Annotated in this window: 14 protein-coding genes; 10 read left to right on the forward strand and 4 right to left on the reverse strand. The window is 26.0% G+C overall.

The window, feature by feature from the left end; translation table 11 throughout:
* The first annotated feature begins 19 nt into the window (after positions 1-19).
* From argF to BVAVS116_RS04245, 3 genes are all read left to right on the forward strand, one after another.
* Positions 20-1,003, forward strand: a complete 984-nt coding sequence (argF, locus tag BVAVS116_RS04235; protein WP_006068985.1) for an ornithine carbamoyltransferase — start codon at positions 20-22, stop codon at positions 1,001-1,003.
* A gap of 69 nt (positions 1,004-1,072) precedes the next feature.
* On the forward strand, positions 1,073-2,497 hold the full coding sequence (locus tag BVAVS116_RS04240) for a YfcC family protein (RefSeq protein WP_006068262.1): 1,425 nt from the start codon (positions 1,073-1,075) through the stop codon (positions 2,495-2,497).
* A gap of 287 nt (positions 2,498-2,784) precedes the next feature.
* Positions 2,785-3,480, forward strand: a complete 696-nt coding sequence (locus tag BVAVS116_RS04245; RefSeq protein ID WP_006068318.1) for an SIMPL domain-containing protein — start codon at positions 2,785-2,787, stop codon at positions 3,478-3,480.
* Positions 3,481-3,699: 219 nt separating this feature from the next.
* Here BVAVS116_RS04245 and BVAVS116_RS04250 read toward each other — a convergent pair whose 3' ends face one another.
* Together BVAVS116_RS04250 and BVAVS116_RS04255 are read right to left on the reverse strand one after the other, a co-directional pair.
* Complete coding sequence (locus tag BVAVS116_RS04250; RefSeq protein ID WP_006068311.1) at positions 3,700-4,674, reverse strand: amidohydrolase family protein; 975 nt, start codon at positions 4,672-4,674, stop codon at positions 3,700-3,702.
* 403 nt (positions 4,675-5,077) lie between these two features.
* Positions 5,078-5,893 carry a 5'-methylthioadenosine/adenosylhomocysteine nucleosidase gene (locus tag BVAVS116_RS04255; RefSeq protein ID WP_006068793.1) on the reverse strand — a complete coding sequence of 272 codons (816 nt, stop codon included), beginning with the start codon at positions 5,891-5,893 and terminating at the stop codon, positions 5,078-5,080.
* Between the two features lie 266 nt (positions 5,894-6,159).
* Between BVAVS116_RS04255 and BVAVS116_RS06580 the strand changes: the two genes are divergently transcribed.
* The 6 genes from BVAVS116_RS06580 to BVAVS116_RS06150 all read left to right on the forward strand — a co-directional run bounded on the left by BVAVS116_RS06580 (position 6,160) and on the right by BVAVS116_RS06150 (position 7,964).
* A complete protein-coding gene (locus tag BVAVS116_RS06580; protein WP_006068685.1) occupies positions 6,160-6,309 on the forward strand; it encodes a hypothetical protein in 150 nt (49 codons plus the stop codon).
* A 48-nt stretch (positions 6,310-6,357) separates the two neighbouring features.
* Positions 6,358-6,573 carry a hypothetical protein gene (locus BVAVS116_RS06585; protein ID WP_006068549.1) on the forward strand — a complete coding sequence of 72 codons (216 nt, stop codon included), beginning with the start codon at positions 6,358-6,360 and terminating at the stop codon, positions 6,571-6,573.
* A complete protein-coding gene (locus BVAVS116_RS06590) occupies positions 6,542-6,910 on the forward strand; it encodes a hypothetical protein (RefSeq protein ID WP_006068612.1) in 369 nt (122 codons plus the stop codon). Before BVAVS116_RS06585 ends, BVAVS116_RS06590 begins: the two co-directional genes overlap by 32 nt.
* The gene (locus tag BVAVS116_RS06595) at positions 6,822-7,034 is read left to right on the forward strand and encodes a virulence associated lipoprotein (RefSeq protein WP_244427560.1); all 213 of its coding nucleotides are present in this window, start codon (positions 6,822-6,824) and stop codon (positions 7,032-7,034) included. Before BVAVS116_RS06590 ends, BVAVS116_RS06595 begins: the two co-directional genes overlap by 89 nt.
* A gap of 235 nt (positions 7,035-7,269) precedes the next feature.
* The gene (locus BVAVS116_RS06600; protein WP_006068275.1) at positions 7,270-7,452 is read left to right on the forward strand and encodes a hypothetical protein; all 183 of its coding nucleotides are present in this window, start codon (positions 7,270-7,272) and stop codon (positions 7,450-7,452) included.
* 89 nt (positions 7,453-7,541) lie between these two features.
* Positions 7,542-7,964, forward strand: a complete 423-nt coding sequence (locus tag BVAVS116_RS06150; RefSeq protein WP_006068811.1) for a CRASP family complement regulator-acquiring lipoprotein — start codon at positions 7,542-7,544, stop codon at positions 7,962-7,964.
* Between the two features lie 208 nt (positions 7,965-8,172).
* Here the strand turns inward: BVAVS116_RS06150 and BVAVS116_RS04275 are convergent, their stop codons facing one another.
* Positions 8,173-8,871 carry a queuosine precursor transporter gene (locus tag BVAVS116_RS04275; protein ID WP_006068721.1) on the reverse strand — a complete coding sequence of 233 codons (699 nt, stop codon included), beginning with the start codon at positions 8,869-8,871 and terminating at the stop codon, positions 8,173-8,175.
* A 362-nt stretch (positions 8,872-9,233) separates the two neighbouring features.
* Between BVAVS116_RS04275 and BVAVS116_RS06605 the strand changes: the two genes are divergently transcribed.
* Positions 9,234-9,401 (forward strand): hypothetical protein, encoded by a 168-nt coding sequence (locus BVAVS116_RS06605; protein WP_006068788.1) that lies wholly within the window; start codon positions 9,234-9,236, stop codon positions 9,399-9,401.
* Between the two features lie 1,072 nt (positions 9,402-10,473).
* Here the strand turns inward: BVAVS116_RS06605 and BVAVS116_RS04285 are convergent.
* Positions 10,474-11,052 (reverse strand): hypothetical protein, encoded by a 579-nt coding sequence (locus tag BVAVS116_RS04285; protein ID WP_006068570.1) that lies wholly within the window; start codon positions 11,050-11,052, stop codon positions 10,474-10,476.
* Positions 11,053-11,125 lie beyond the last annotated feature (73 nt).

An 11,125-nucleotide genomic window follows, 5' to 3' on the forward strand; every position in this document is an offset into this window, starting at 1 on the left:
GTAAAGATTGGGGGTTATTATGTATAATTTACGAAATAGGAGCTTTTTAAATCTTTTGGATTTTACAAGCAAAGATATTAAATATTTGCTTGATTTATCGATTGATTTAAAAAAATCAAAATATGCAGGAATTGAAGTGCAAAAACTTAAAGGTAAAAACATAGTTATAATTTTTGAGAAAGATTCAACAAGAACACGGTGTGCTTTTGAGGTTGCAGCGTATGATCAAGGGGCAAATATTACGTATTTAGGGTCTAAAGGTAGTCAAATAGGTGTAAAAGAGTCTATGATAGATACTGCTAGAGTGTTAGGACGCATGTATGATGCCATTGGGTTTAGAGGGTTTTCTCAACAGACTGTTGAATGTTTAGCGAATTATTCTAATATTCCTGTTTACAATGGATTGACAGATGTTTCTCATCCAACCCAAATACTAGCCGATTTAATGACAATAGAAGAGCATAAAGGAAGTTTAAAAGGGATTAAAATAGTGTTTTGTGGCGATGGTAGGGGAAATATTGCCAATTCTTTATTGAAAGGCTGTGCTATTATGGGACTCGATTTAAGAATTTTTGCTCCCAAAGAGCTTTTTCCAGACTCCAATTTGACGCTTAAGGCCAGATCTTTAGCCCTAAATAGTGGGGGTAAAATTACAATTACGGATTCTAAAGAAGAGGCTGTCAAATGTGCTGATGTTGTGTATACGGATGTGTGGGTATCGATGGGTGAGAGTAATTGGGAAGATAGAATAAATCTTCTAAAGCCTTATCAGGTAAATAAAGAGATGATGAGTATGGCAAAAGATGATGCAATATTTATGCATTGTTTACCCGCTTTTCATGACTTAAATACTGTGGTTGGTAAGGATATTTTTGATAAATATGGACTTGATGGAATTGAAGTTACAGAAGAAATTTTTGAAAGTAAAAATTCAGTTGTTTTTGATGTTGCGGAAAATAGAGTACATACCATTAAAGCTATTATGGTATCGACTTTGGGATAATAGTATTTTTTATTTACATAAATTTACATAAAATTAATTTTAATTAATTAATTAATTAGGAGGAACTTTATGATAAAAATGCCGAGTAGTTTTACGATAATATTCTCTTTAATTGTATTTGTTACCATATTAACATATGTGATTCCTGCTGGTAAGTTTGATAAAGAATTTAAGCAAATGGGTGATGGATCTAAAAGAGAGATAATCGTTGCTGGGACTTATCAATTTGTAGATCGAGTTCCTAGAGGATTTTTACATCCTATTATGACTATTTTAACTGCAATGTCAAAAGGAATGGAACATGCAGCCGAAGTTATTGTTTTTGTTTTAATTGTTGGGGGTGCTTATGGGATTATTATGAAAACAGGAGCAATAGATGCAGGCATTTATCGTTTAATCAAGAAGTTGGGGCATAAAGATAAATTGCTTATTCCTTTGTTGATGTTTATTTTTTCAGTTGGTGGAACTGTAACCGGAATGAGCGAAGAGACCCTTCCTTTTTATTTTGTTATGATTCCCCTGATAGTGGCTTTAGGTTATGATAGTCTTGTTGGAGCGGCTATTATTGCTTTGGGAGCTGGAGTAGGTACTATGGCTTCTACTGTAAATCCATTTGCTACAGGAATTGCATCCGCAATAGCCTCTATTAGTTTGCAGGAAGGATTCTATTTTAGAATAGTTCTTTATTTTGTATCAGTATTAGTTGCTGTAATTTATGTTTTTATTTATGCATCTAGAATTAAAAAAGACCCTTCAAAATCGCTTGTGTATTCTCAAAGAAATGAACATTATCAATATTTTGTTAAAAGAAGTGAGCTTTCGACTGAAGATAATACTCAGAATGTTCTTGAGTTTACTTTTGCTCATAAACTAGTTTTACTTTTATTTGGGTCTATGATATTGTTTTTGATATTTAGTATTGTAAAGCTTGGTTGGTGGATGCAAGAAATGACAATGTTATATCTTGGAGTTGCTATTATAGCGGCTTTTATTTGTAGATTGGGCGAATCTGAGATGTGGGATGCATTTGTGAAGGGTTCTGAAAGTCTAATAACAGCAGCTCTTGTTATTGGGCTTGCTAGAGGTGTTATGATAGTATGTGATGATGGTTTGATTACAGCTACTGTATTAAATGCTGCTACTAATTTTTTATATAATCTTCCAAGGCCTTTTTTTATCATTTTGAATGAAATTATTCAAATATTTATAGGATTTGTTGTCCCATCTTCATCAGGTCACGCTAGTCTAACTATGCCAATAATGGCTCCACTTGCTGATTTTTTGTCAATGCCAAGATCTTCGGTTGTTATTGCTATGCAAACTGCATCTGGGCTTATTAATTTAATAACACCTACAAGCGGAGTTATAATGGCTGCATTAGGGATATCTAAATTGAGTTATGGTACCTGGTTTAAGTTTGTTTTACCATTATTTATTATTGAGTTCTTTATTTCTATTTTAGTTATTATAGCTAATGTTTATTTAATTGTTTAGACCAGAGATTTTTTTAGCTAATGAGATAATAGTAAGTAAGCTATTGTTTTATTTAAAACTATTTCTTATTAGCTTAACTATGACTTTAATCTTATTTCTTTGCATTTTTGATTATGCTACAAATTTAATGGATATTAGTCTTGATTATATCTTAAACTTGTGAAACTTGTGAAATTTTGATCTACTAAAAGTCTTAGTATTTATTCATATTAAGCAATATGTTAAAATGGATTTAAATGTATCGATTCTAGAATATTTTTTATTGTTGATTTTAGGAGATATAATCTATGTTTAGGAGAAAAGAAATATATTTTTTGTTATTTTCGTTACTTTTGTTTATATCGTCAATTATAATTTCCCACGGAATAAAAAGCATTGGTATTAAAAATGAAAATTATATTACAGTTAAGGGCCTTAGTGAAAGAGAAGTTTTGTCAACATCTTCTAGTTGGGAGTTTAGATATAGCCTGATTGGTAATACTATTAATGACATTAATAAAGTAAATAACTTGAGCTTGTCTAGGATTAAAAGCTTTTTTTTAAAACATGGATTTAATGAAGATCATATAAAAATAGGATTTATGGAATTTAACGAAGAAAATTATAAAGAATCTCTTTATAAGTATCGAGCATATATATCTTTAAATGTTCATACAAAGAATATTGAAAAAATGGAAGTGGCAGAAAAAAATATTGCTGAGCTTTATGATCAAGGTATATTGATTAGTAATAGTGGAGGGCCAAGATATTACTTTGACAATATTAATGATATAAAACCTGAAATGTTGGCAGATTCAATTAGAAATGCGAAATTGGCAGCTTTAGAATTTGCAAAGCATTCAAATTCAAAATTAGGGAAAATTAAAAATGCAAATCAAGGATATTTTGAATTTCTTCCCATTGATAGAAGCTTGGGTGACCAGGAGCGTTATCCAAAAAAAATATTAAGGGTTGTTACAACTGTTTCTTATTATTTAGATTAATATTTTTAAAATATTAATCTAAATAAAATTATAGAAGTAGCTTCTAGTTTTTGCCTTTTAATAACTTGTTAATAACTTGAAATTAATAATCTAAAAAACAAAAAGAATCAACATCAAACAATCCTTTATCATTTATCTTTAAATGCGGAACCACTGTTAAAGACTTCAGCAATATTAGATTGAAAATCTGGTGCCAATAAATTGCTATTAATCATGGTTTTATGAGTAATAATTTTCAATAATTTGATTATTGATACAAACGATTATTGGAAGCATCTTATTTTTAGTGGAAAATTTAAAATCCAAAATAGATTTTTGACTACATTTAAAATTGTTTATAGGAATTTCACTGATTAATGGAATATATCCCACTGGAATTTTATAGTGTAAAACCGGATTAATGCACGTTATTTTTAAAACATCAAAAAAATCGTGTCCATACTTTATTGCACGAGCTACTATTGAATTAATATGTCCATGTAGTATATCATTCGGATGTGCATCATCAAAACAAAACATTAAGGAATTACAATATTTTCCAGGACATTCGCTAATTAAAGGATGCAAAGATTCAAAATTTTTAGCTGCACTTCCTTCTCTAATTATTATTTTCATCCCCAAAGATAATTTATATCTTGCATCTTCTATTGTTGAACATTCATGATCAGTACTAATACCTGAAGACACATACTTTAAAATTGAATGGGGAGATAAGCCAGGGGCATGTCCATCAACAACCTTATTTCGAGTTAATGCAGAATTTATTTTATTTATGATATCAGTATCTTTGTTAATTACACCTTTAAAATCCATTACTTCAGACAAATAGTAAATATCATTTAATTCCATTAATTTATCTACATCTTGGGCATTTAATACATATCCTGAGGTTTCAAATTGCGATGACAAAGCCGGCACACAAGAAGGAGTTCCAAAAAAAATTTTAAACTCGGTTTTTTTAGAATTATTTATCATAAAATTTATGCCATCAATGCCATTGACATTTGCTATTTCATGAGGATCGCTTATTGTTGCTACAGTACCGTGTTGAACTATCAAATGAGCAAAGTTTGATGGAATAAGAAAAGAACTCTCTATATGTATATGTGCATCGATAAACCCTTGTAGCACATACTCATCCGATATTGCATCAATTTTTTTGATACTAACAGTATGACCATTTTCAATGGTCATACCATACTAGTTGGATAAATTTCTTTATTAAAGATATCGATATAATTAGCTTCAATTTTAAATAAATTCATTATTTATACCCTTCTAAAAACTTTTTATTCATAATATATTCCCATATACTTAAAATTTATATTATACAAAATATAGTGCAAAGTGTCTTTAAATTTAATTAAAATTAGATTTAAAGACACAAAAATCATCGATACTAATCATAATGATTTTTTATTGCTTTTAATACTATTTCTAAATAAAAGATTATAAAATAGCTTCTTGCTTTATTTCATGATAGCTATTTTATTTGCGACTACTCAATTATTGAAATATCATTAATAATATTTATCTAATTCTTAGTGCAAACATATAAAAAAACAAAAATTGTACAATTAGTGTATTTTTTATATATTTATATTGATTTAATTAATTTTTCTATTATTTTTGCTGAGTTGGAAGAAGCTTTTTTTAAAAACTTTTTATAATCATCATGATTATTTTCATTATTGACTATATCAGATATTCCTCGAATGATTATAAAAGGAATTTTAAAATTGTATGCTACTTGAGCCATTGCAGCACCCTCCATGTCTATTGCAATTGCGTTTTCAAATTCTTCTGGAATTTCTTGAAAATTTTGATGGTCAATGAATTGATCTCCAGTAATTATTAAACCCATATAAGGTGTTATTTTGTTTATTTTTATCTTAGAAGCTTTCCTTATAAGAGCGGTATTTGCTTTAAATTTTTTGGGGTGTTCTGGGACATGTCCAATGTCATAGCCAAATCTATGTAGATTAAAATCGTAACTTGTTGTTTCTGTAGATATTATGACGTCTCCTACTTTTATGAATTTATTTTTATTGCTATAAATGCCACTAGCAACCCCAGCATTAATTATATGACTAATTTTATATTTTGATATAATATAGCTTGTCCAAAAAGCTGTGTTTATTTTTCCAACTCCTGTAGCTATAGTAATTATATTATGATCAAGCACTTTACCAATGGTAATAGTTTTTTTTCTTCTATGTTCTTTTATTGAAATAGATTTTTTATTTTGAATAATCTTATTTATTTCTTCTATTTCTGCTTTTGTAGCTGATATTATTAAAATATTGTTTTGAAAATTTTCATTTGCTTCATTTGTTTTTGTTTCATTTCCCCAACTATTTAAAACAATAGATAAAAAAAATATTAATGTGTTTGCTATATTTTTGATCTTCATAAAGGCTCCATATATGTTTTTTATTAATTTATAAATTAATATTTTCATATTCTTATTAATTTAAATAGTATTGCAATATTTGAGAGTAAAATTTAAAGTTTAATTACTTTTTGTAGTATATTTGCTTACTGCAGATAAGGATTATTTAAATAGTCAAAACTTATGCATATCATTAAGAATATATCAATAAGCAAGCACAAGAAATGCAAGAAAGATTTAAGAAATATAAAATTTTTAAATAAAATGCTTATAAGCTTTCGCGAACTTTGAAAGAGTCTACTTTTTATGCTGAGGAATTAAACGCAAAATTATCTATGATTGATAACAAAGAAGAAAGTGAATTTATTTTGAAAGTAGATGATATAAAAGATATAATAAGATTAATAGCTTGCATAAAAATGACTCAGCTTGCATAAAAATGACTCAGTATAAAGTATTATTGAATTTACCCTAAAAGATAAAAAATGTGTGTTTTTTTACTTTTAAGCAGTTGTAGTTCCGATCATGATACTGAAACAGCAATAAAAAAACATATTGATAAAACAAAAAATACACGTATTGATAAAACAAAAAAAACATATATTGATGAAATAAAAAATTTAATAGAGGTAACTAAAGAAACCATAGACGAAAACAAAATGCTATCAATTGAGCTGGAAAGGTCAAGACACTGTAGATAGTGAAAGTGATGAGCAAGTTTTCAATATAGGAATAAGGGCTTTTAATTTTATAAATACTTTTTTAACGGATGATGAAATTGATGAATTTACAACAATATTTTCAAAACCAACACTAAAATCACCAGCTAAAGTGTTAAATAACATAACAATTTTAGAATTTAACCTGGAAAAGATAATTAATCATTTATTTCTTATATTTCTTAAAAAAAGATGTTTTAGACGAGATAAAAATTTCAGATTTAAAAAAGATCAAAAATTCTCTTGGACAATTATTCTCTATAAGGAAAATTTTTTCAACAGCTATAAAACAGCTTTTATTAGATTATCAAAAAAATAGAAGTTTTATAAAAACAGATGATTCTAAATTAAAAACCTATTTTGATGTGATGTTAAATCGTTTTAATGAGAAAAGCAAAGAGGCTAATAATCTAAAAACAGTCATATTATCAATATCTATATAAGTTAAAAAATAAAAAAAAGAAGCATTAAAAATTTATTCATGATTAAATATACTATTATTTAAATAAGCATTTCATAAATATTCTCCTTGAACATAGTTCAATCTTTAGTATAATTAAATATTTAATATTATATTAATATCATTAAAAAATTATATTAATATAATCCAATAATATTTTTGTTGTGAAAAGTTTTACAACATTTTAAACTTTTTTAAAAAATCTATTTTATATATTCTTGATTGGTTTTTGTCAAATTTGCTATGTAATTGTAAAAGAAGAAGCTAACGCAAAAAAAGAAAAGTATATAAAAAAAATGGCAGAAGAACCTTCAGACCAATACGGAATGTTGGCTTTTGATGACTTGAGTTTGGGAAAGGGCACAGAATCAATATCCGACAATACTCATAGATCTATATAATGTATAGAAGACATACTTATACCCTTTTAAGTCTTATTGATGATAAAGGGCACAGAATCAATATCCGACAATACTCATAGATCTATATAATGTATAGAAGACATACTTATACCCTTTTAAGTCTTATTGATGATAATGAATTAAAGGAATTTTCAAATATTATAAGGATCACAAACAAAACAAATTCAGTACTCTCTAGCTTTAGCGACCTTGGGGGTGTTCTTGACGTAGTTACTGATCGATTATACCCAAAAAAATCTAATTTAGATAAACTAAATACTTCGGATTTAGAAAAGATTAAAGAATCATTTGAAAAAATATTATCCATAATAAAATCTGTTTCAGAAACATCAAAACAAATTTTATTAGATTACCAAAATAATAAAAATCTTATAAAAACAGATGTTGAGAAACTTAAATCTTATTTAGATATACTTTGCAATCAAATGCGAAAAAAAGCTATGGAAGCAGAAAAGCTACAGAAGATCATATTATCAATTAAAAACCTTTAGGTGTTTATACAGTGGGGATATTAGTATTGAAATTTACATAATGTTAAAGATTATAAATAATTTTTCATCTATTTAATTGTACAAAAATTTCATACGTCTAAACTATGATTTTTAAAATCATAGTTTAGAGATAGTTATTCTCACAAGCAATTGATTATAATTTCAACTTGGTCAAAACTCATATAGCTATTTAAAATTTTATTAATTCTTAAACCTCATCTACTCTTTCCCAAGAATTTAAAAATAGATAAAAAATTGTGTCAATTGCAATTATTATTAATGTAAGAGTTAGAGAGCCATTTGTAAGTCCTTTTGCCTTTACTTCGGGATAAAATTTTAATAATCCGTTTATAGATAGATAGCTTGTTAAGCCAGCTAATAATCCAGAAATTAGTCTTGATAGAGGATGAATGATCCATAAAGATTTTATTTTTATTTTAAAATAATAGTATAATAATACATTAATATATTGAAATAAAAAAAACAAATATGTTCCGATTAATACTGTTGCTATGTACTCAAAATTATAAAACAGTATTTTTAAATGAATTCCTAATTGGTCTGATTTACTATGGTTAAATCTTAATGTAAATTGAATCATAATAGCAAAGGTCATTTTTAGTAAAAAACATAATATTACTGAATCTATTGCTTCTTTTTTGTTATATTTTTCTGTTATTAAATTTAAAGAGAATAGTGTTGACAAAAAAATAATTCCTGATGTATTTAAATAAATTCCAAATGTTTTTAATTTGTTTAGTATAACAATATTTGATATTACTGAAAGTATTGCATTAAAGCAAAAAAGACCCAATTTACCAAAAAATCTATAAAGTATTCCTAAGCTTACGTATATAAAAAGTGATATTCCCGTCCATAAGCCCAAATCAAATAGTTCATTAGCCATAATAAATTATATCAGATTAATACTTACATGCAATATTGAATTGATATTTTGTAAGGCATCACAATTAACACAAACGGATACAAGTTGAATAAAAATTATATTATCTTATCCATGTTTTTATATTTTAGCTTTTTATATTGATAATACCGATAATTAGTCTTTTTTTTTATGTATGACGAACTACTATTTTTAGTACGAGCTTTTTCAAAATAAGAGAATTATACCTTTTTTTACAATTGGTCAATAATTAAAGTGCAACAAAGGTGAAATATAATTAGATAAAGTAACTTTAGTTTAGCATTCTGATAATATAAGTTACTTGATGTTAGGCTTACACTAAAATTAACTTAGAATTAGGAAATTTGAAAGAAGATAATAAAAAATTAGATACTAAAATAGATAATTTAGATAAAAAATTGTTAACACTTAAATTTGAGACTAAAAATTTAAATAATTCGGTTAATGAGTTTAGAGTTAAGATGAAAAGCTCCATTAATAGAGTTGAAAATAGATTAGATAAGATTAGATAAAATAGAATCCAGTTTAAAAAAATCAGATGAAAGATATATGATTTTCTTTGCCAATAGGGCCTTAGATTTACTTAGAAGAGAGAAATTAAAAAATAATAATGAATAACAGCGGTAAAATTATTATTTTCATTTATTCTAGATATAGAGGAGGATAGCTTAATATATATATATATATTAAGCTACCTTTGGATTTAATATTAAGGTTTTTATCAATTTGCTTATAATCATATTGCTTGCTTTATGAGCTACTCATGTAGTATTGATGTTAATTCATTCTGAATTTTTTCTCTTACATCTTGAAAATCAAATTTTATTGAAACATATTATAAATATCTTCAGTTAATTTAGAAAATCCTTTATTATTAGGTATTTAGAATTTAGATTACAAGACGTTAATCATGCAATTAATACTATTTATGAAAACAAATTTTTTTTCATGAAAATATTCTCCTTTTTTTAAAAATCAAGAATATAAAGGATACTACTTTCAATTTTATTATATATGCTGTTTATAAAATAACCTTTATGTTCTCCATGAATAACGTGTTGCTTATTTATTTTAGGACTGTTGTTTCTAAGTTAAAACTTTTTCCATTCGTTTATAAATATTTTCGTGTTTATCTTTAAATTCATCTATTAAATCTAGAATCCAGAAAGTTGTTGACTTTAGAATTGAGATCCATAAACCATATTTTGTTTTTATACTGTAATTTTTAATTTAGATAGAATATTCTAATTATTCATATTCATTTTTAATTTTGCGTCCGGTTTCAACTAATTTGGTGAATTCAAAACCGTTAAGTGAATCCTTTATCTTTTTAATTACCTTTCTACCTTTTTTTCTTCATCTTTATCCTTTTGAGTTTTCTCTATGCCATATTCATAAAATATAAGTATATTGCCGTTTTATAAAATAATAAGCATAGTTCTTTTCTTAGTATTTTATACTTAAATTTTGTTTTTTATTTATAATATACTTCTATTTTTAGAACTTTTTTTTAAAAAAAAGTTGTTTCCCTCTATTTTATTTTTGTTAAAAATTTTAAAAATAAAAAAATGTTTTTAAAATTTTTTATGGCATAAATATAGAGATTCCTAGATCTAAAATAATAAATTCTTTAAAAGAAGTTGATAATTTATAGTAAATGCTATAATTATTAGGTATGAAATCAATTTCAAATTTTAAGGTAATTAGGGGAAAGATTGGGTAAAGAAATGCATTAGTTGTTTTTCCTATAAATATAGTAGTTCTTAGAGTTAAATCGATTTGGGTTCCAATGAAAAATTTTATAGTAAGTGTATCAGCTAGAATTGAATATTTAGCAATGTAAATAGTAAGAGCCAAGTTGAAATAAGTATTTGAAACGAAATCTTTATTTATTGGAATAGTAAAAAAATTTATGGGACTAAACTGTACTTCAATCCATTCGTTATAAGATGTTAATATCCCTATAAAGGCAATGTATTTATAGTTTTCATTGTAAAAGATAGGATTTATATAATTATGGTAAACTATACCTATTTTTATTTTTTTTTTAATTATATCCTCTTTGAGAAATTCCCAGTGAGAAGCAGTTAATTTATATTGAAAGCAAAATAAATTAATACTGCACATTAAAAAAAAGAATGATAAAATAGCAACATATTTCATTTTAGCAAGTTAGTTTGTATGCAATAATACAATAATATTATATACAGATAGTTTTTCAACTATCTGTTGAGGT

The sequence above is a fragment of the Borreliella valaisiana VS116 genome (assembly GCF_000170955.2).
Taxonomy (GTDB): domain Bacteria; phylum Spirochaetota; class Spirochaetia; order Borreliales; family Borreliaceae; genus Borreliella; species Borreliella valaisiana.

What these genes read in the sequence shown, in the direction of transcription:
- argF (WP_006068985.1), top strand. Translation starts at nt 20, where the DNA reads ATGTATAATTTACGAAATAGGAGCTTTTTAAATCTTTTGGATTTTACA.
- BVAVS116_RS04240 (WP_006068262.1), top strand. Translation starts at nt 1,073, where the DNA reads ATGATAAAAATGCCGAGTAGTTTTACGATAATATTCTCTTTAATTGTA.
- BVAVS116_RS04245 (WP_006068318.1), top strand. Translation starts at nt 2,785, where the DNA reads ATGTTTAGGAGAAAAGAAATATATTTTTTGTTATTTTCGTTACTTTTG.
- BVAVS116_RS04250 (WP_006068311.1), bottom strand. Translation starts at nt 4,674, where the DNA reads ATGACCATTGAAAATGGTCATACTGTTAGTATCAAAAAAATTGATGCA.
- BVAVS116_RS04255 (WP_006068793.1), bottom strand. Translation starts at nt 5,893, where the DNA reads ATGAAGATCAAAAATATAGCAAACACATTAATATTTTTTTTATCTATT.
- BVAVS116_RS06585 (WP_006068549.1), top strand. Translation starts at nt 6,358, where the DNA reads ATGTGTGTTTTTTTACTTTTAAGCAGTTGTAGTTCCGATCATGATACT.
- BVAVS116_RS06150 (WP_006068811.1), top strand. Translation starts at nt 7,542, where the DNA reads ATGTATAGAAGACATACTTATACCCTTTTAAGTCTTATTGATGATAAT.
- BVAVS116_RS04275 (WP_006068721.1), bottom strand. Translation starts at nt 8,871, where the DNA reads ATGGCTAATGAACTATTTGATTTGGGCTTATGGACGGGAATATCACTT.
- BVAVS116_RS04285 (WP_006068570.1), bottom strand. Translation starts at nt 11,052, where the DNA reads ATGAAATATGTTGCTATTTTATCATTCTTTTTTTTAATGTGCAGTATT.